The 18,936-nt window shown below is 43.0% G+C and carries 19 protein-coding genes and 1 tRNA gene; 13 read left to right on the forward strand and 7 right to left on the reverse strand.

Translation table 11 applies throughout. The features are described from left to right. Positions 1 to 33: 33 nt before the first annotated feature. Positions 34 to 1,221, forward strand: a complete 1,188-nt coding sequence (locus DC487_RS07285; protein ID WP_116775302.1) for a formimidoylglutamase — start codon at positions 34 to 36, stop codon at positions 1,219 to 1,221. A gap of 857 nt (positions 1,222 to 2,078) precedes the next feature. Here the strand turns inward: DC487_RS07285 and ggt are convergent. Together ggt and DC487_RS07300 are read right to left on the reverse strand one after the other, a co-directional pair. After that, complete coding sequence (gene ggt / locus DC487_RS07295) at positions 2,079 to 3,770, reverse strand: gamma-glutamyltransferase (RefSeq protein WP_116775304.1); 1,692 nt, start codon at positions 3,768 to 3,770, stop codon at positions 2,079 to 2,081. A 161-nt stretch (positions 3,771 to 3,931) separates the two neighbouring features. After that, the gene (locus tag DC487_RS07300; protein ID WP_116775305.1) at positions 3,932 to 5,092 is read right to left on the reverse strand and encodes an MFS transporter; all 1,161 of its coding nucleotides are present in this window, start codon (positions 5,090 to 5,092) and stop codon (positions 3,932 to 3,934) included. 165 nt (positions 5,093 to 5,257) lie between these two features. Here DC487_RS07300 and DC487_RS07305 point away from each other — a divergent pair, with 165 nt between their 5' ends. Continuing rightward, positions 5,258 to 5,578, forward strand: coding sequence for a winged helix-turn-helix transcriptional regulator (locus DC487_RS07305; protein ID WP_262508155.1), 321 nt, complete (start codon positions 5,258 to 5,260; stop codon positions 5,576 to 5,578). Between the two features lie 71 nt (positions 5,579 to 5,649). Here DC487_RS07305 and DC487_RS07310 read toward each other — a convergent pair whose 3' ends face one another. The 3 genes from DC487_RS07310 to dtd are packed head-to-tail and all read right to left on the reverse strand — an operon-like array spanning position 5,650 to position 7,284. Next, positions 5,650 to 6,447: an ankyrin repeat domain-containing protein gene (locus tag DC487_RS07310; protein ID WP_133228449.1), complete on the reverse strand. Its 798-nt coding sequence runs from the start codon at positions 6,445 to 6,447 to the stop codon at positions 5,650 to 5,652. Between the two features lie 27 nt (positions 6,448 to 6,474). After that, positions 6,475 to 6,801, reverse strand: coding sequence for a nucleotide pyrophosphohydrolase (locus DC487_RS07315; RefSeq protein ID WP_116775308.1), 327 nt, complete (start codon positions 6,799 to 6,801; stop codon positions 6,475 to 6,477). Between the two features lie 24 nt (positions 6,802 to 6,825). Continuing rightward, positions 6,826 to 7,284, reverse strand: coding sequence for a D-aminoacyl-tRNA deacylase (dtd, locus tag DC487_RS07320; protein ID WP_116775309.1), 459 nt, complete (start codon positions 7,282 to 7,284; stop codon positions 6,826 to 6,828). 199 nt (positions 7,285 to 7,483) lie between these two features. Here dtd and DC487_RS07325 point away from each other — a divergent pair, with 199 nt between their 5' ends. The 5 genes from DC487_RS07325 to DC487_RS07345 all read left to right on the forward strand — a co-directional run bounded on the left by DC487_RS07325 (position 7,484) and on the right by DC487_RS07345 (position 11,970). Next, positions 7,484 to 7,759: a co-chaperone GroES gene (locus DC487_RS07325; RefSeq protein ID WP_066756485.1), complete on the forward strand. Its 276-nt coding sequence runs from the start codon at positions 7,484 to 7,486 to the stop codon at positions 7,757 to 7,759. A gap of 42 nt (positions 7,760 to 7,801) precedes the next feature. Further along, complete coding sequence (gene groL, locus DC487_RS07330) at positions 7,802 to 9,445, forward strand: chaperonin GroEL (RefSeq protein WP_116775310.1); 1,644 nt, start codon at positions 7,802 to 7,804, stop codon at positions 9,443 to 9,445. Positions 9,446 to 9,664: 219 nt separating this feature from the next. Further along, entirely contained in the window at positions 9,665 to 10,621 is a 957-nt protein-coding gene (locus DC487_RS07335; RefSeq protein ID WP_262508156.1) for an NAD-dependent epimerase/dehydratase family protein, read from the forward strand. Further along, positions 10,584 to 11,075, forward strand: coding sequence for a YdcF family protein (locus tag DC487_RS07340; RefSeq protein WP_116775312.1), 492 nt, complete (start codon positions 10,584 to 10,586; stop codon positions 11,073 to 11,075). Before DC487_RS07335 ends, DC487_RS07340 begins: the two co-directional genes overlap by 38 nt. Before the next feature lie 148 nt (positions 11,076 to 11,223). Then, the gene (locus DC487_RS07345; RefSeq protein WP_116775313.1) at positions 11,224 to 11,970 is read left to right on the forward strand and encodes an amidohydrolase family protein; all 747 of its coding nucleotides are present in this window, start codon (positions 11,224 to 11,226) and stop codon (positions 11,968 to 11,970) included. Between the two features lie 65 nt (positions 11,971 to 12,035). Here the strand turns inward: DC487_RS07345 and DC487_RS07350 are convergent, their stop codons facing one another. After that, entirely contained in the window at positions 12,036 to 12,482 is a 447-nt protein-coding gene (locus tag DC487_RS07350) for a hypothetical protein (RefSeq protein ID WP_133228452.1), read from the reverse strand. Between the two features lie 155 nt (positions 12,483 to 12,637). Next, a tRNA-Arg gene (locus tag DC487_RS07355) sits at positions 12,638 to 12,709 on the reverse strand. Between the two features lie 212 nt (positions 12,710 to 12,921). Here DC487_RS07355 and DC487_RS07360 point away from each other — a divergent pair. The 6 genes from DC487_RS07360 to DC487_RS07385 all read left to right on the forward strand — a co-directional run bounded on the left by DC487_RS07360 (position 12,922) and on the right by DC487_RS07385 (position 18,935). Then, positions 12,922 to 13,554: a peroxiredoxin gene (locus DC487_RS07360; protein ID WP_066756431.1), complete on the forward strand. Its 633-nt coding sequence runs from the start codon at positions 12,922 to 12,924 to the stop codon at positions 13,552 to 13,554. Between the two features lie 113 nt (positions 13,555 to 13,667). Continuing rightward, on the forward strand, positions 13,668 to 13,982 hold the full coding sequence (locus DC487_RS07365) for a thioredoxin family protein (protein WP_116775315.1): 315 nt from the start codon (positions 13,668 to 13,670) through the stop codon (positions 13,980 to 13,982). After that, complete coding sequence (locus tag DC487_RS07370) at positions 13,963 to 14,220, forward strand: DUF6952 family protein (protein ID WP_116775316.1); 258 nt, start codon at positions 13,963 to 13,965, stop codon at positions 14,218 to 14,220. Before DC487_RS07365 ends, DC487_RS07370 begins: the two co-directional genes overlap by 20 nt. Before the next feature lie 246 nt (positions 14,221 to 14,466). Continuing rightward, entirely contained in the window at positions 14,467 to 16,917 is a 2,451-nt protein-coding gene (locus tag DC487_RS07375; protein ID WP_116775317.1) for a PIG-L family deacetylase, read from the forward strand. A gap of 20 nt (positions 16,918 to 16,937) precedes the next feature. Beyond that, entirely contained in the window at positions 16,938 to 17,129 is a 192-nt protein-coding gene (locus DC487_RS07380) for a hypothetical protein (protein ID WP_116775318.1), read from the forward strand. A gap of 105 nt (positions 17,130 to 17,234) precedes the next feature. Beyond that, on the forward strand, positions 17,235 to 18,935 hold the full coding sequence (locus tag DC487_RS07385) for a sodium:solute symporter (RefSeq protein ID WP_116775319.1): 1,701 nt from the start codon (positions 17,235 to 17,237) through the stop codon (positions 18,933 to 18,935). Position 18,936: the final 1 nt, after the last annotated feature.

The raw sequence follows: 18,936 nt of genomic DNA on the forward strand, positions 1-18,936 counted from the left end.
TTTACGTAAAGTACTTTTAGCATCACCATATTCATGACTTTAGCAGATTTTTTTCAACCGATAATCCTTTCTGAAATTACGTCTACGACAGATTTTCTTAATTCACAACTCGGCAAAACCATCACACGTTACGAAGAAAGCTTCCCTGATTTGGAGGATGCCGATACCAGACCGCATCTGGCTATTGTGGGCGTGGAAGAGGATCGCGCCGCGGTGAATAACCGTGGAACTGCGAAAGCACCGAACGAAGTGCGTAAGCATTTGTATGAACTCTATGAAGGCGATTATACGCTACGCATTGTTGATTTAGGAAATATCAAAGCAGGTGCACGTATCGAAGATACATACGCGGCACTACGTAATGTGGTAGAGGAATTGGTGAAAATGCAGATCGTACCCGTGATTATTGGTGGCGGACAGGATCTGACCTACGCACAGTATCAAGGTTATGAAAATCTAGAGCAAAAAGTTGAGGTAGCGGTGATCGATTCTCGATTTGACCTAGATCAAGAAAGTGATGAGAATACGACCTTGAACTCCACGACATATCTTAATCACATCATCTTGCACCAGCCAGATTATTTATTTAGCCTGAGCAATATCGCCTATCAAACGTATTTGGTGAGCAAGGAGTCAATCAACATGTACAATAAGTTGTTTTTCAACACCATGCGCCTTGGCGCAATTACCGGAAAACTGGACCAGTCCGAACCCTTGATCCGCGCAGCGGATATGGTGAGCTTTGATATGGGTGCGATTCGCGCTTCGGAAGCAGGTGGCAATGCGAATGCAACACCGAATGGATTATATGGCGATGAAGCTTGTCAGCTAGCGCGCTATGCGGGCATGTCCGACAAATGTTCGTCGGTGGGATTCTATGAGTTCAACCCAACATTCGATCCAATGGGACATAGCGCGATGTTGGTCGCTCAGATGATTTGGTGTTTTGTAGATGGTTTCTATTCGCGTAAGGGCGATGCGCCAATGTACCCGAAATCCAATTATATTATCTATCGCACTTCATTAGAAAGCGACGACTATGAATTGGTGTTCGTGAAGAGTAAAAAATCAGATCGTTGGTGGATGCAGGTTCCATATTTCGGTACCAAATCGGTGAACGAACGATTTTTCTTGGTTCCCTGCCGATACGAAGATTATCAATTGGCCGTAGATGGCGAAATGCCGGATTTGTGGTGGCGTACACATCAGAAGTTACAGTAAGTGTTTTTATTCAAACTTTTTCTTGATAAAAAGTTTGGCAAAAATCAAGACTGCGTCCCTTACTGCTACCAGTCCTCAGAAATCCTAAACAAAACCACGAAGTGCTCAGCGCAGCTAAATAAACTCGCTACGCTCAAACAGATTTTTGTTCTTTACGGATTTGCTTTCAGACGGCTGGACGTAGTCGGAACGCTAGGTCGGTTGAATCAGTAACTTTCCAACTCATAAAATGCCGCATTAGCGGATTGGCAATTGCACTAGGATGCACGGACGTTGTGCCAATACGGTCAGCGGCGAGGTTTTTGCATACTTTTTTACGGAGAAAAAGTATGAGCCCGCCCGGCTCGAGGGCAAGCACAAACAGATTTTTGTTCTTTACGGATTCCTTTCAGACGGCTGGACGCAGCCGGAACGCTAGGTCGGTTGAAGCAGCAACTCCCCATTCCGTCAAAATGCCGCCTTAGCGGATTGGCAATTGCACTAGGATGCACGGACGTTGTGCCAATACGGTCAGCGGCGAGGTTTTTGCATACTTTTTTACGGAGAAAAAGTATGAGCCCGCCCGGCTCAAGGGCAAGCTCAAACAGATTTTTGTTCTTCACGGATTTGCTATCGGACGGCTGGACGCAGCCGAAACGCTAGGTCGGTTGAAGCAGTAACTTTCCAACTCATAAAATGCCGCATTAGCGGATTGGCAATTGCACTAGGATGCACGGACGTTGTGCCAATACGGTCAGCGGCGAGGTTTTTGCATACTTTTTCGCGGAGAAAAAGTATGAGCCCGCCCGGCTCGAGGGCAATACTAACATCTCAATACGCAATACTAATCTCTCAATACTAGATACTAACATCTAAAATCAATACCCCCTCGCTACATCATCCCCGCGCGGATCTGCGCCAGTTTGCAATTTACCATTAGGCAACACAATAATATTCTCCACGCGACCGATATTTCCACGTTCGTGGAATTTGTAACCAGCTTGCTCCAAGCTTTTGCGTGTATCAGCTTTGATAGCGGCATCTTCCACATCAATCTGATCGGGCAGCCATTGATGATGAAATCGCGAAGCAGAAACCGATTCTTGCGCGTTCATCCCGTAATCGATCACGTTGGTAATGGTTTGAAATACCGATGTAATAATCGTAGAACCTCCTGGTGTCCCGACGACCATAAATAGCTTACCTTCTTTCTCCACGATTGTTGGCGTCATCGAACTCAGCATGCGTTTATTTGGCGCAATAGCATTGGCCTTGCCGCCAACTAGGCCGTATAAATTAGGCACGCCAGGTTTCACCGAAAAATCGTCCATCTCGTTGTTTAATAAAAAACCAGCGCCTTTTACCCACACGCCAGCACCGTAAGCGCCATTCAAGGTAGTGGTGAGCGAAACCGCATTGCCCTCTTTATCGACGATACAATAATGCGTCGTTTCTTCCGACTCGTAGCCCGCAAATTTAGATGCCAAAACTTCGCTGCTTGGTGTCGCTTTGGCGAAGTTGATTGCTTTCATGCGCGCTTTATTACGGTCATTATCCATCAATTCCTTCATCGGCACGCGATGAAAATCCGGATCGCCCATGTGCGTCGCGCGATCTGCGTAAACCCGTCGTTCGGCCTCTACAATCACGCGTACCGCGGAATCACTTTGAAAACCCCAATCGGTCAATGGATACAACTCCACCGATTGCAATAAGGCAATTAGCGCCGCACCGCCACTCGATGGTGGTGGCATAGAGATCACGCGGTGACCGCGATACATTCCTTCTACTGGTTTGCGCCATACGGCTTGATAATTCTCCAGATCCGCTTTGCTCATAATACCGTTGCCACGCTGCATTTCTTTCACAATATGATCGGCGGTCTCGCCTTTGTAAAAACCATCCCGCCCTTCATTCGCTACGCGCTCCAAGGTGCTAGCCAATTCGGGTTGCTGAAATACATCGCCCTCTTTCCATGCTTCGCTACGGATAATCGCTGCGCCATCGACATTGAGTTTCGAAAAAAGCTCCTGATGTTTATTAAATTCGGCGGCTTGCATGCTCGTAATTTGAAAACCTTCTTTGGCGAGTTTAATGGCTGGCGCAACGAGGGCTTTCCAATCCATCGAGCCATATTTCTCGTGTGCAGCAACCATTCCAGCAACGGTGCCCGGTACGCCTGCAGCCAGCTGTCCATACAGGCTTAAATCTGTAATCGCATTCCCGTCGGCATCCAAGTACATGTCTTTGTCAGACTTTTCCGGCGCTTTCTCTCGAAAATCTAATGCATCTACATTGCCGTCATGACTTCTGTACAGCATAAAACCACCACCGCCGATGTTGCCCGCATTAGGATATACGACGGCCAAAGCAAATTGAACCGCAATAGCCGCATCAATGGCATTACCGCCCTCTTTTAAGATTTGCACACCCACATCAGACGCCAATGGATGAGCTGCGACGACAGCACCGTGTTCGAATTCGTTTGTTTGTGCGGAATGCTGATTGTTGGAGTTCTGACACGAACTGAACAACAAGAACGCTATTAATAAGTGAGATAGTATTTTCATGTCTGTTGTTTGCTTGTTGGTATTAGCTTACAAGTGTATATCCTTTTTGTACAACGGTTCGCGTTACTTCACTACGCGTTCGCTGTGCTGGACTTGACCTAAGGCATCAAGGTACAAAAAATATTGTTTTGTAACTTGATGGTCTACCAAAGGGGTCGTTATTATTTACTCATTTTACTTTGAGTTTTTAATTCCAGCAAACTTCTTATTCCAATCATTAGGAAAGCCAAAACGCCAAAAACAAAACCTATCCAAGGATTATAAGCGACGCCTTTGGTCATAATTATCCACCCTCCGATAGTTGTTCCAAGTGTTACTCCCAAATTACCAAATGATGTTGCTAAACTATTCGCAAACTCTAAGCTACCAGGTACCGAAGAAATCATATAAGTAGAAGCATTCAAGAAGCTAGGCGAATAAAGAAAGCCCCAAATACCTATAACCAGAATAGTTGCAAAAGTATTGCCTCCCGAAAAATGCAGGAGAATCGGCGTCAGAATAGTTCCAGAAAGAAAAAAAGCGGTGGTCTTAGTTACGTTCTTATTCAACATCTTTCCCGCAACCTTCATCGACAAAAGACCAATGACCCCAAAAACAAGCATCATATAACTGATCATGGTATTATCCATTCCCTTTGCTTTGTTCAGGTATTCAGCAAAATAGCTGTAAGTAGAAAACCAAGCCGTTATCATAAAGAGATTCATGGCTGTACTAACTATAAAAGTCGGTTTTGTAAGAATCTTCAATTGGCTTCCATATGACTTCTTTTCTTTGACGGGCATCGGTGGCAATACAAAATAAATGCTTGCCAACGCAATGATACTAACGATTGCCTGCACCAGAAAAGAATATTCCCAAGACCACATACTTGCCAGCCAAGTAGCAAATGGAACCGTAGTCACCATCGCAAAGGCAACGCCGCTGAACACAATTCCCATCAATTCATTTTCATGCTCTTTATCTGCCTTGGAGATCGCTACGGCCAAAGCCGTTGCAATGTAGACGGGTTGCAGAAACGCGGGCAACACCCGAACCAGCATCAATAACCAGAACGGCGGAGAAAAAAATGAAACCACGCCCGTAAGCACAAAAATAGAAATTGCGGTTACCATTATTTTTTTTCGGTCAAAACCAGACACCAATAAGGTCATAAATGGTCCGGTGATCGCAATCACCAATGCAAATACGCTTAATAAATACCCTGCCTTATCGATGCTGATACCATAGTGCTCGGCGATTTGAGGTAAAATCCCAATGACTCCAAATTCGGTGGTAATGATTCCTACAAAACCAAGGCTGCCGATGTATGCATATTTTTTCATCACAATAAGCTCTTTTAAAATGAGCTGCAAAACTGTTGTTTAAATATTACATTTGCTGGGTACACCACCATTTGTGAGGTACACACAAATTTGTAAGTAATGGGGAAGAGAAAGGAAAATTCAACGAATAGGTTGAATGAAAAAGTCATTATGGAATGTGACTTGATGTATGCGATATGTAAAATAGGTGGGCGATGGAAATTAATGATTTTATGCAAACTGGAAAAGGGCAAACTACGTTTCAGTGAGATAAAAAGATGTATCCCAGAGATTACCGAGCGTATGCTTGCCTTACAGCTACGTGAACTGGAAAAAGATGGTTTAGTAAAACGTACCGTCTATGCGGAAGTTCCGCCTCGAGTGGATTATGAATTGACGGATATTGCTATTGGTTTAGTTCCCGTGTGGAGACAGTTGGAAGATTGGGCAGTGCAGCATAAATCGTTGTTGCAAAATGATAAAAGTAAAGTCCATGAAATAGCATAACTTTCATTTGCCTATCACTATGATTAAATCGTTTGGCCAATAGCGTCATTATTTAAATACGAATGCCTGCTTTAACGTGACTGACCTTTGGGAATCACTACTTTCTCGCCTCTTTCGCGCATTTGCTCCCGTACTTCAACGGGTGAAAGAGGCGGCCAAGCGATCCCTTTGTCAATAAGCTGATCACGCACTTGCACAAACTGCTCGCGCAAAGGATTGTTAGGGTTCATCTCTTCAATGGCTTGATATATCGACCAGATGGGCGTTACACCATTGACGGTTGCCAGGTGGATATCAGCTCCTTGCTCAATCAGATAAGCTGTGATTGCTGGTTTTACGCTTGTCGTCGACTCATACAAGGCTGTGCCTCCCATACTGTCCTGATCATTGATACGAGCGCCGTGCGAAAGTAGCAACTTCACGTGATCGAGACCGCCAAACACGCCGCGTTGAAGCATGAGTTTTCTACGCGGATAAATATGGTTTGGACTTAATCCGCCATCTAGCATGGCCTTCAAAAAACGCGTGTCATCATGTTTCATAAATGTCGCCTCCAAGGCACTACCCAACCCTTGCGCAATTTGCTCATCTGGGTTCACACCTAACTCTATCAACGCGGTGATCGCATCAAATTTTTTATTAAAAATAGCAAACCACAGCAAGTCCATATCTTTTTTGCCTTTCAGCGAAAGGTCTTGCCCTTCTGCGAGTTTTTTAAGTCGTAGAGTATCTTCCGATTCAATGGCCTTAGCTATCTTCAAGTAGTCATCCTGAAAAAAATCTTCCGCACGGTATTGTTGCATATTGCTCTCGTGCTGACAGGAGCTGAAAAACAACACTGCGACTAATATGTGAGCTACCATTTTCATCTGTCTTAGGTGCTTGTTGGTATTTGATTATTTGAGCTTCTCGTTATTGGCGTGACGATCCGCATCGCGTACGGTTTTCTTTTCCAAGTTCTTTTGCAATGCTTCGGTGAGGTTAATGCCAGTTTGATTGGCCAAACAGATTAATACAAAAAGCACATCGGCCATCTCATCCGCCAGATTCACCTCTTTGTCGGAAGCTTTAAACGATTGCTCTCCGTATTGACGCGCCATAATGCGCGCTACTTCTCCCACCTCTTCCATCAGCATAGCCGTATTCGTTAATTCGTTGAAATAACGAATGCCTGTCGTATTGATCCATTCGTCTACTTTGGTTTGTGCTTGCTCGATCGTCATATTTATAGTGTTGTGTGTTTCCTATTAAAAATTCTCTTTGTCTTTGGTGTTCATCATAATCGTCACCGGTCCATCATTCTCCAGACTGATCTTCATATCTGCCCCAAAAATTCCTGTTTGCACCGGTTGGCCTAACAGTTCGCTACAGCGCAGAATCATATCTTCATACATGGGCTTTGCCTTATCTGGCTTCGCCGCACGAATAAAAGATGGCCGATTACCTTTCTTGGTTTGCGCGTACAAGGTGAATTGCGAAATGAGTAATAAGCCGCCGCTCACATCTTGCAGGGAGCGATTCATCAACCCTTGATCGTCGGAAAATATGCGCATACTACAAATCTTGGCGGCCAGCCATGCGGCATCTTCGTCTCCATCTGCCTCTTCCACTCCTAGCAAAACCAATAATCCCTGTTTGATGGCTCCCGTTTCGACACCATCTACATGGCACGCGGCATAATTGACCCGCTGAATGACTGCTCTCATGGTTTAAAATTAGGCAAATTTGCCGAAATGTGAGATGCGGATATCCTGACAGCTTGACACGCAACTTTTGCAGAAATCTGACAACCAGGGAGCAGACTTATGCAAAAATGTCTCCTAAATATGTAAATCCTGCTTTGGCATAATTGGTGATGCGAAGAATGTATAAACGTAAATAAAACATAAAATAAATAGAATAATTATGGCATTAAGTATCAAACCTATCGGCGACAGAGTCGTAGTTGAGGCGGCTCCAGCAGAAGAGAAAACAGCATCAGGAATCTATATTCCAGATACAGCGAAAGAAAAACCTTCTCAAGGAACAGTGGTAGCAGTAGGAACTGGTAAACCAGATGAACCATTGACTGTACAAGTAGGCGATAAAGTGTTGTATGGTAAATATGCAGGTACAGAGATCACGTACGAAGGTAAAGAGTACTTGATCATGCGTGAATCAGACATTTACGCGGTACTGTAAGTTAAGTTTTAATCGATTATTAGATTTAAGTAATAGCAAGAAATGGCAAAACAGGTAAAATATAATGTTGAAGCGCGTGAAGCTCTGAAAAAAGGGGTAGATACGTTAGCAAATGCAGTAAAAGTAACGTTAGGACCAAAAGGTCGTAACGTCATTATCGAGAAAAAATTCGGTTCTCCAGCGATCACTAAAGATGGTGTAACAGTAGCAAAAGAAATCGAATTGAAAGACGCCGTGGAAAACATGGGCGCGCAAATGGTGAAAGAAGTGGCTTCTAAAACTGCTGACCAAGCAGGTGACGGAACGACTACTGCTACCGTATTGGCACAAGCAATCGTAGCGCCTGGTATCAAGTCGGTAGCGGCTGGTGCAAATCCAATGGACTTGAAACGCGGTATCGACAAAGCAGTTTCTGCAGTAGTAACTAACTTGCAGTCGCAATCTCAGGTTGTTGGCCAAGACAATAACAAAATCAAACAAGTAGCGTCTATCTCTGCTAACAACGATGAAGTGATCGGTTCGTTGATCGCACAAGCGATGGAAAAAGTAGGTAATGATGGCGTGATCACGGTAGAAGAAGCAAAAGGTACGGAAACTGAAGTAAAAACAGTAGAAGGTATGCAGTTTGACCGTGGTTATTTGTCTCCATATTTCGTGACCAACTCCGAAAAAATGGAAGCAGACTTAGAGAACCCATACATCTTGATCTACGACAAGAAAATCAGCAACATGAAAGAATTGTTGCCAATCTTGGAGAAACAAGTACAAACCGGTAAACCATTGTTGATCATCGCCGAAGATTTAGATGGTGAAGCATTGGCTACTTTGGTGGTAAACAAAATCCGTGGTTCATTGAAAGTGGCTGCTGTAAAAGCACCAGGATTCGGTGATCGTCGTAAAGCGATGTTGGAAGATATTGCGATCTTGACTGGCGGTACCGTTATTTCTGAAGAAAGAGGTTACAAATTGGAGAATGCTGAACTAGATATGCTAGGTCAAGCAGAGAAAGTGGTTATCGACAAAGATAATACTACTGTAATCAACGGATCTGGAAACGGTGAAGAGATCAAAGCACGCGTAGGACAAATTCGTTCACAAATCGAAACAACTACTTCTGATTACGATCGTGAGAAATTGCAAGAGCGTTTAGCGAAGCTTTCTGGCGGTGTGGCTGTTCTTTACGTAGGTGCTACTACTGAAGTAGAGATGAAAGAGAAGAAAGATCGCGTAGACGATGCATTGCATGCTACTCGTGCTGCCGTTGAAGAAGGTATCGTTGCTGGTGGTGGTGTTGCTTTCATCCGTGCAACAGAAGCGTTGAAAGACTTGAAAGGTGATAACGAAGACGAGAACATTGGTATCGATATCATCCGCCGTGCAATCGAGGAGCCTCTTCGTCAGATCTGTTTCAACGCAGGTATCGAAGGTGCCGTAATCGTACAAAAAGTAAAAGAAGGTTCAGCAGATTTCGGTTACAATGCGCGTACTGATGTATTCGAAAACTTAATCGCAGCTGGCGTTATCGATCCAACTAAAGTATCTCGCGTAGCCTTAGAAAATGCAGCTTCTGTAGCTTCTATGTTGTTGACTACCGAGTGTGTGTTGGCAGATGAGCCAGAAGAAGCTGGTGCAGCTGGTGGCGGTGCTCCTGCAGGTATGCCAGGTGGCATGGGCGGCATGATGTAAGCCAACAACTAGATTTTAATTATATATAGTGCAAAAGCCGGATATCCTGAGGGATGTCCGGCTTTTTTGTATTGATCTTTTTATACTGACGAAACAAAACCTCTCAATGGGTTTGTATTTTAAAACAAAAAATTAATGAAAAAGAAATAAAAAGTTTATAAATCATTTGTAAATTGAGCAATAATTACTTAAAATATCTCAATATGAAAAAAAATAGCAATTACAGGCGGAAGTGGATTTGTAGGATCTGCGATTTACAGAGCTTGCTTAAGTAGAGGTTTTAAGGTTTATTTGCTCGACAAAAACGAACCACCGTATGAACTTCCATCCGATGTCGTATGGGAAAAATGCGACGTCACCGACAAAGGACTGGTTATTAGCTGCCTAAACAGCATAAAGCCAGATCATATTTATCTCATCGCCGGTGTTCTCGGCACTACAGAATTGACGTACTCTCCCATGAAAGCCGTTAACACCAACATTGGCGGACTGGTCACATTTATAGAAGCTTTTATTAAGTTGAACTTTTTTCCTCGCGTCTTTTATGTCACAAAACCAAATGTATGGGAAAATATGTACACGATTACAAAAGAATCATCCGAACGAATCCTTAAGCTTTACATGTCTGAATTCAATATTGAAGGCTGTATCCATCGATGGTTCAACGCATACGGCCCTGGTCAACATACCCATCCCATAAGAAAAGCTGTGCCGAACTTTATACTAAATGCATTACACGATGTAGATATTGAAATTTGGGGAAATGGTCTTCAAACAGTAGATTTAATACATATAGATGATATTGCATACTTAGCCGTTGAAGCTATGAACAAACCAATAGCAACAAGGGAAAAAGTGATCGATATTGGCAGCGGAGTTGCCGTTACAGTGAATGAATTAGCTCAAACTATTCTCAGATTGACGAATTCAAGTTCAAAAATAATCCACAAGCCAATGAGACCCGGCGAAATTGAAGATACAGTACTCGTGGCAAACGTCAAAGACCTTAATCATGAAATAAGTAATGGATACATATTTAGGAATTTAGAAGAGGGACTTATTGAGACAATCGAATACTACAAATCGCTACCAGAAGATCATATAGCATCATATTTCGAATATTATAAAAGCGACGAACATGACAAATATTATTATCATTCTGGGCGCTCCGAATGATGACGATGGAAATCTCTCCATTATCGCTCAGGATAGGCTAAATTGTGCATATCGTGTCTTCCTATCTAATACAGGTTTCAAAATTATCTGCACCGGTGGGTTTGGAGCACATTTCAATAAAACAGAGAAGCCACATAGTTATTATGCTAAACAGTTTCTGATAGCTCGAGGTGTTCCAGAAGAAACCTTTCTTGATTCGCCTCTAACATCAAATACTATCGAGGATTTCACCGCAACAAAAGACCTGATCAACAGCGAAAAGCCAAACATCTTGGTGATCATAACGTCCGATTTTCATATGGAGAGAGCAAAGATATTATACAAGAATATTGTCAATTATGAGCGTGTTTTGTTTATTCCCGCGACATCTTCCCTTTCTGAGGAAGAGTTAAAACCCTTATTAGAACACGAGGAAAAAGCAATTGAATCCCTGTTAAAAGGACGTAGAAAATAGGCGTTGAAAAGTTCCGCAGCTTGGCTACTGGACATGAGTTAATTTTGGTTTATTAAAATTATCGCAAATAGGTGTGTTTTATATCACAATAAGCCCATTTAAGCGTTATACTATTATCCGAATACAAAAGCTGTACAATTAAACGATCATGAAGCTATTCGATGCCCATTTCCATATCATCAACCCCCAATTTCCATTAGTAGAAAACAATGGTTATCTGCCACCAGAATTTGTTACCAAAGATTACCTTCAGGCAACCAGTGCTTATGAGCTTGTGGGTGGAGCAGTTGTCTCTGGATCGTTTCAGGCTTTCGATCAGGATTATCTCATAGACACCTTAAGCACGCTTGGAGATGGTTTTGTTGGCGTTGCGAATATTCCGCACACGATGTCTGAGCTAGAATTGGCTCTATTGAACAAGGCAAATGTCGTTGCTGTTCGTTTTAATGTAAAACGGGGTGGCTCTGAAAAACTGGAGCATATCGAGCAGCTTTCTAATAAACTGTATGAGGAATACGGCTGGCACACGGAATTATACATCGACAGCAAAGATTTGAAAGAACTCAAACCCGTTTTGCAAAATATTCCCAAATTCTCTATTGATCACCTCGGACTTTCTAAAGAAGGATTGGATGATCTCTATTTTTGGGTAGATAAAGGCGTAAAAATAAAGGCGACAGGCTTCGGACGAATCAATTTCGATCCGATATCGGTGATGAAAAGGATCCACCAAATCAATCCGCACGCTTTGCTATTCGGCACAGACCTGCCATCTACACGGGCGACAGTCCCTTTTTCGGACAAAGACGTGCAATTGGTCTCCGATAATTTCTCGACGGATGATCTGGAAAAGATTATGTACAAAAATGCCGAGGCGTGGTATCATCGCACATGAGTCAAAAGATGCAACTTTCTATGGTGATGAAGTTCAAGGAGATTTTAAACCATTTCGAGTTACCGCTATTTGTTTGGGTAAACCGCTTGATAGATCAGTACAATCGGTGATGTTTGAATCACTTCCTCACTGTGATTTAGCAATGAAAGCTGAAATTTTATTTCCTTACCATCTGGAAAAGAAATAATCCGATCAATATCTTCCTCCAGAATAATATCTCTAAAATAACCTCTTGTATCCCAATTCATAGGCCTGGAAATGTTCTCGTCTGTTTTCACGATAGCCGAAAGCGGGCTATACTGCGCTGTACCATACAGTCGTGCTGTCTTTTCGCATACACCAAGCGGCATAGCATTATCTAGCTTATACTTAATTTCATGTGCGTCTATGGTATACATCTCACGCTTGCTATTGATCACCAAAGTATCGAAAAGTAATTTATAGATGTCGCCATCATTTGCACATTGGTTGTAGATGGTAGGTTCTATCACGGGTGGCTCGGGAATGTACACAGGATTTTTTTTATTACAGGATCCGATTAGGAAGAGAAAGGGGCTACAAATAATAACGATTAGCTTTAAAAATAGATGTATGTTTTTCATGGTTATTATAATCGGCATGGCGATGGTCGGCCAATATTTAATATTTCAAAAATAGATTAATTTTGTAGCCCCGAGCAGAATCGAACTGCTATCTAATGTTTAGGAAACACCTATTCTATCCGTTGAACTACGGGGCCAATAGTATATACAAAGATTTGAAAAAATTAGTCCACTATCAAGTTAAACGAATATTTAGTTCTCTCAACGGCAACCATAGGATTGATCAATAAATACACACACAAATTATAGATTAAGTTTATAAGTTATTGATAATTTCGATGTGACAATGGCATGTATTATATGTACTTTTGTACATCGAAATTAATACGAAAAATAAAATATCTTAACTATGAGCTTTACAGGCAAAAACTTCCCTAACATTACCGTAGACGCAATCGATTACATGGGAGATTATATCTCACTAAATATTTTTGAAAAGGCACAACAAGAGAATAAAAAGATCCTTTTATTCTGGTATCCAAAAGATTTCACTTTTGTGTGTCCTACTGAATTGCATGCTTTTCAAGCGGAAGTTGCTGAATTGGAAAAACGCAACACCATCGTGATTGGTGCATCTTGTGACTCTAATGAAGTACACTTTGCTTGGTTGAATACAGCAAAAGACAACGGCGGTATCGAAGGTGTGGAATACCCAATCATTGCAGATACTAACCGCAACTTATCAAGCGTGTTAGGCATCTTGGAAATGAAAGAAGTTGAGCACCCTGAATACGGTACTTTAGTAGAAGGTTCGGCTGTAACTTACCGCGCTACTTACTTGATCGACGAAACTGGAAAAGTATTCCACGAATCGGTAAATGATATGCCACTAGGTCGTAACGTAAAAGAATATATCCGTCTAATTGACGCATACACACACGTACAAAAACACGGTGAAGTATGTCCAGCGAACTGGGAAGAAGGAAAAGAAGCCATGAGCGCAACACGTGATGGCGTAGCTTCTTACTTAGCGAGCAACTAATAACAAAAGCCGTCCATTCGGTCTTTGAGTAAATTTTCGGGCTGACTAGAAAGCGTTTCTGCTACAGTGACATTTTTAGTCAGCTTTTTTGTACACCATTAAGCGCAAATAGCATGTTACAAGAATTAGATAATGACAATCTTCAGGAGATTGTAAACAGCAATGACACCGTATTAGTACAGTTCTCGGCCTCTTGGTGTGGCAATTGCCGCATTATGAAACCGAAGTTCAAAAAGCTATCTGGTGAAAATGAAAACGTAGCTTTTGTAATCGTAGACGCGGAAAAGTTTCCAGAATCTAGAAAACTAGCGAACGTAGATAATTTACCGACTTTTGCTGCCTTTAGTAATGGCAAATTGGTGAATCAGGTACAAACGAATAAGATTGATGGTTTAGTAGATTTATTAAATGAAGTTACCAGTAATTAAGCACCTGACCACTTTTATCGCAGAGAACGACGTAGATTTTGTCTTAGAAACCATCGAAACATTGGAATCCCTAACAGAAGTTTCGACGCTGAAAGATGAAGAGCTCGACGTGATTGGCGAATTGATCTCCAACATGTATGGTGCTGTGGAAGTCAACAAATTGATCAAAGAAGGACAAGCTCCAAAAGATGCGATCAATGCCTTTATGCAACGTGTAATGGGCTCGATAGACCGATAATACGGTTTTCCACAAAAAGCTGTGGAAAACGCGGTTTTTGTGGAAAAGTTTTTTACAGCCTTTTGCGTTTTAATAACATATAATGTCCTACTTTTATAGAAATGAAATTAATGCCTGACTCCGATTTCGTTTTAGGATGAAAGAAGTATCAGGTTTAGTATCAAGGGTTTTAAAAGGATTTTTAATTGTTGGTAAAAGGAATCAAATAACTATTTGATTCCTTTTATTGTTAATGTACATTCATACATGCTGCGCACACTTACTTTCCTAATACTGTTAATAACGCATAGTTTCTCTTTTGGTCAAACCATTATCCCAAAAAATTCTTCCGAAATCAAAGCTGGACTAGAGAAGCTCAATGTGCTAGGTTCTGTACTTTACTTTGCCGCTCATCCAGATGATGAAAATACCAAATTGATTGCTTGGTTGTCCAACGAGAAGAAATATGAAACGGCTTATTTATCCTTAACCAGAGGTGATGGTGGTCAAAATCTCATTGGTACGGAGATGGGTATCGAACTTGGCCTGATCCGCACACAAGAATTACTGGCCGCTCGACGTATCGATGGTGGCAATCAATATTTCAGCTCTGCGTATGACTTTGGATTTTCCAAAACCTTTGAAGAAACGTTTGCTTTTTGGAATAAGGAAGAGACGCTGCGGGAGAGCGTTTGGCTGATCCGCAAGTTGCGTCCAGATGTGATCATCACCCGGTTTCCGCCAGATCCACGCGGTGGCCACGGCCATCATCAGGCATCTGCCATTCTTGCGCATGAAGCGTTTATTGCGGCAGCGGATCCAAAACGCTTCCCAGAACAGCTGGACGAGTTGGATGTCTGGCAAGCGAAACGCTTGCTGTGGAATACGGCAAACTTTGGTGGACAGAATAATACATCGGACGATCAATTAAAGATTGAAACGGGCGACTTCAATACGTTACTAGGCGCTTCCTACGGCGAAGTATCGGCAATCAGCCGTTCGCAACACAAGAGCCAAGGTTTTGGCTCGGCATCGTCGCGCGGACAAAGCATTGAGTATTTTGAACATGTAGCTGGTGATCCAGCAAAGCAAACCTTATTCGATGGCGTCACGACAGATTGGTCACGCGTAGCGAACGCTGGATCAATCGCGCAGCACATTGCCGAGCTGAATAAGAACTTCGACATGAAAGCTCCACAAAAATCCGTACCGGCATTAATTGCGTTGCATAAAAGCCTGCAAAATATAGCAGACAAGCATTGGCGCGCCGTAAAAACGCAAGAGATAGAGGAACTGATCTTGGCCTGTGCTGGCTTTTATGTGGACAATTATACCTTAAAACCAGTTGGCATCGTGGGCGAATCGGTGGAGGTGTCTCAAGAAATCATTGTTCGCAATCCAAATATCGTCGCCAGCGTTGAGCGCATTGGCACGCAATCGATTCGTCAAACGCTCGAAAATAATAAGACTTTCCGTCATCAATATCAAATCACAGCGCCAGCCATTACGCAACCATTTTGGTTACGTAAGCCGTATACGTTGGGTAAATTTGATGTGGAAGAAGTTGATTTCGGCGCAGCCGAAAGTAGCGATCGCCCACAGACGGAGATTGTGGTTACGATTGATGGTCTTCCCATCACGATCCATCAGCCGATCTCACATCGTTATGTAGATCCAGTTCGTGGAGAAATCCACAATCCGCTACATATCTTGCCACAGATCACGGCTTCGGCAGTGCAAAGTGCCCTCCTATTAACGGATAAGGAACAGTCGCAGAAAATAGCAGTCACCTTTACACGGCATGATGATCGTGATCAAGCCCAGATTACCGTAAACGCACCAACGGGCATTCAAATATCTCCTTCTACAGTCGTTTTGAGTTTTGGCCAAGCCAAATCCATCACGCAATCTTTTGAAGTAAAAGCCGCCGCAGGCGGACCTGCTAAAGCATCCGAAGCGTCGGCTGAAGACATTAGCTTTAGCATAGGAAAGGATACGATTCGTCAGTATCGATTGATCGAATACAATCACATTCCATCGCAGGCTTGGTTTCCTAAATTGGCCATCAAAGCGGAAAAAATAGATTTGAAGATTCCGGTGAAACGCGTAGCGTATGTAACTGGAGCAGGCGATCGCGTGCCGGAATCATTGCGCGCTGTTGGTATGGTGGTCGATGTAATTCGTCCGCAAGAAATCTCGACGGTGAGCGCGGCCCAATACGACGCGTTAATCGTAGGCATTCGTGCTTACAATGTGTATGCTAACCTTACCGAATATACACCGGCATTGTTGCGCTATGCGGAAGCGGGCGGAACGGTATTGGTGCAATATCAAGTAAATTCCGGCGTAGCCGGAAAAGATATCGGGCCTTATCCTTTCCAAGTAACTCGCGCAAGGGTAACAGAGGAAGATGCTGACGTAAAATTTCTTTTACCAAACGACCTTTCTTTGCAAAAACCGAACAGCATTACTGAGGCGGATTTTGCGGGTTGGATACAAGAACGCGGATTATATTTTGTTGAAAATACGGATGCCACGTACCGCAAACCGCTATCCATGCACGATAAAAATGAAACTGCGCACGACGGCGCTCTAATCATCGCTCGGTATGGAAAAGGCAAATTTGTGTACACATCCTTGGCCTTTTTTAGGCAATTGCCCGCTGGAGTTCCGGGAGCTTACAGATTATTTGTAAATTTACTGGCAAAAGAAGAATAAATACAACGCATAACATTGATATGGAAAATACTAAAAACGAAAAAGCAACTTTGCACAATTCTCTTTACCTAATCGGTGCTGTCATGGGTGCCATCATTGCATTTGTATCGTCAGGAGCAACTTTGAGCTTAGTGACAGGAGCAATCGGCGGATTGATTTTCGCAAGCATCTTTGTGAAATTTGTTATCCCGCACAAGCCTAGTGATAGATAAGGGACTACCTTCCTTTATCGGTAGCTGGCGACGATTTTATTGGCTAGTTGCGCTGTGGCTCGTAGTCAATATTGCATTGATGTACTGGTTTACAAAATATTTTGAATGAGCGCTCTCGATTGGATAGTGCTCATTCTCACGTTGCTGGGTATCGTAACGTATGGAATCTACAAAAGTCGTAATGTTCAAAACATTGACGGCTACATGCTGGGCGATCGGGAATTGCCTTGGTACAATGTAGGTTTTTCGGTCATGGCCACACAAGCCAGTGCCATCACATTCCTATCCGCTCCAGGCTTGGCGTATACCTCAGGCATGAGCTTCGTACAATTCTATTTCGGCCTTCCTTTGGCCATGATTGTATTGTGCATCACCTTTGTACCGATCTTCCACCGGCTCAAAGTATATACGGCTTACGAATTCTTAGAAAAGCGTTTTGATGTGAATACGCGTGTGCTTACCGCGATCCTCTTCCTGATTCAGCGCGGTATCTCTACTGGCATAACGATCTTTGCTCCTGCCGTTATTTTATCCACTATTTTCGAGATTGACCTTACTTCAACCACTTTAGGGATCGGTATCATGGTGATCTCCTATACGGTGTATGGTGGCACAAAGGCGGTTTCCTATACGCAGTTGCTCCAAATGTCCATTATCTTTGGCGGTTTGCTATTGGCAGGCGTTTTAGTAGTGCATTTCTTGCCCGAAGAAATAGGTTTTTCAGAAGCACTACACATTGCCGGGAAATCCGGCAAAACCAACGCGATTGATTTCAGCTTTGATTTGAATAACCAATATACGGTATGGACCGGATTGATTGGTGGGTTCTTTTTGCAGCTATCTTATTTCGGCACGGACCAAAGTCAAGTCGGCCGCTATCTTACCGGATCTTCCGTACGCGAAAGCCGCATGGGATTGTTGATGAATGGCGTTTTGAAAATACCTATGCAGTTCTGCATCCTTTTGATTGGCGTATTGGTATTCGCCTATTATCAGTACAACACACCGCCGCTTTTCTTCAATCAGGCGGAGGCCAAAAAACTGGAAAATAGTAGCTATTCTGCCCAATACCAATCATTGATCACAAAACACGAGCAAACAAAAGCCGCCAAGGCTGCAGATGTCGAGGGATTAATAAAAGCGATGCAAGCCGACGATAAGCGGGCGGAAGAAGACTTTACTACAGCGCTGGCTACACACAATCAATCGACCGATTCGCTTCGCGCACAAATGATCGATTTGCTACAGCAAAATGATGCGGCAGCAGATACCAATGACAATAACTACATATTCTTATCTTTCGTTAGCGATGTATTTCCGAAAGGTCTGGTTGGCTTACTCATTGCGATTATCTTCCTAGCTTCTATGGGAGCGACAGCAAGTGCTATCAACTCCCTCTCGTCTACCACGGTAATCGATATTATTAAGCGATTCGTTCGCAAAACAGGCGATGATAAAACCTATTTACGCATTTCTCGATTCACGACGCTGTTTTGGGGAATTTTCACCGTGATTATTGCTTTGTATGCCAACCGGGTTGGCAACCTATTGGAAGCGGTGAATATTCTTGGTTCCCTCTTTTACGGAACCATACTCGGTATTTTTTTGGTCGCATTTTACCTCCAGAAAATTGGCGGAAAGGCGGTTTTTATTGCCGCTCTGCTTACCGAAGCCCTGATCATCTACATTTGGCAACAAGATGTGATTGCCTTCTTGTGGCTCAATTTGATTGGTTGTATCGGCGTGATTGTGATCGGTTATATCATCCAACTATTCTTGCCAGTACATAAAAGCATCGCGAAATAGG

Source organism: Sphingobacterium corticibacter, from assembly GCF_003076635.1.
Classification (GTDB): Bacteria; Bacteroidota; Bacteroidia; order Sphingobacteriales; family Sphingobacteriaceae; genus Sphingobacterium; species Sphingobacterium corticibacter.

What these genes read in the sequence shown, in the direction of transcription:
- DC487_RS07285 (WP_116775302.1), top strand. Translation starts at nt 34, where the DNA reads ATGACTTTAGCAGATTTTTTTCAACCGATAATCCTTTCTGAAATTACG.
- ggt (WP_116775304.1), bottom strand. Translation starts at nt 3,770, where the DNA reads ATGAAAATACTATCTCACTTATTAATAGCGTTCTTGTTGTTCAGTTCG.
- DC487_RS07300 (WP_116775305.1), bottom strand. Translation starts at nt 5,092, where the DNA reads ATGAAAAAATATGCATACATCGGCAGCCTTGGTTTTGTAGGAATCATT.
- DC487_RS07305 (WP_262508155.1), top strand. Translation starts at nt 5,258, where the DNA reads ATGTATGCGATATGTAAAATAGGTGGGCGATGGAAATTAATGATTTTA.
- DC487_RS07310 (WP_133228449.1), bottom strand. Translation starts at nt 6,447, where the DNA reads ATGAAAATGGTAGCTCACATATTAGTCGCAGTGTTGTTTTTCAGCTCC.
- DC487_RS07315 (WP_116775308.1), bottom strand. Translation starts at nt 6,801, where the DNA reads ATGACGATCGAGCAAGCACAAACCAAAGTAGACGAATGGATCAATACG.
- dtd (WP_116775309.1), bottom strand. Translation starts at nt 7,284, where the DNA reads ATGAGAGCAGTCATTCAGCGGGTCAATTATGCCGCGTGCCATGTAGAT.
- DC487_RS07325 (WP_066756485.1), top strand. Translation starts at nt 7,484, where the DNA reads ATGGCATTAAGTATCAAACCTATCGGCGACAGAGTCGTAGTTGAGGCG.
- groL (WP_116775310.1), top strand. Translation starts at nt 7,802, where the DNA reads ATGGCAAAACAGGTAAAATATAATGTTGAAGCGCGTGAAGCTCTGAAA.
- DC487_RS07340 (WP_116775312.1), top strand. Translation starts at nt 10,584, where the DNA reads ATGACAAATATTATTATCATTCTGGGCGCTCCGAATGATGACGATGGA.
- DC487_RS07345 (WP_116775313.1), top strand. Translation starts at nt 11,224, where the DNA reads ATGAAGCTATTCGATGCCCATTTCCATATCATCAACCCCCAATTTCCA.
- DC487_RS07360 (WP_066756431.1), top strand. Translation starts at nt 12,922, where the DNA reads ATGAGCTTTACAGGCAAAAACTTCCCTAACATTACCGTAGACGCAATC.
- DC487_RS07365 (WP_116775315.1), top strand. Translation starts at nt 13,668, where the DNA reads ATGTTACAAGAATTAGATAATGACAATCTTCAGGAGATTGTAAACAGC.
- DC487_RS07370 (WP_116775316.1), top strand. Translation starts at nt 13,963, where the DNA reads ATGAAGTTACCAGTAATTAAGCACCTGACCACTTTTATCGCAGAGAAC.
- DC487_RS07375 (WP_116775317.1), top strand. Translation starts at nt 14,467, where the DNA reads ATGCTGCGCACACTTACTTTCCTAATACTGTTAATAACGCATAGTTTC.
- DC487_RS07380 (WP_116775318.1), top strand. Translation starts at nt 16,938, where the DNA reads ATGGAAAATACTAAAAACGAAAAAGCAACTTTGCACAATTCTCTTTAC.
- DC487_RS07385 (WP_116775319.1), top strand. Translation starts at nt 17,235, where the DNA reads ATGAGCGCTCTCGATTGGATAGTGCTCATTCTCACGTTGCTGGGTATC.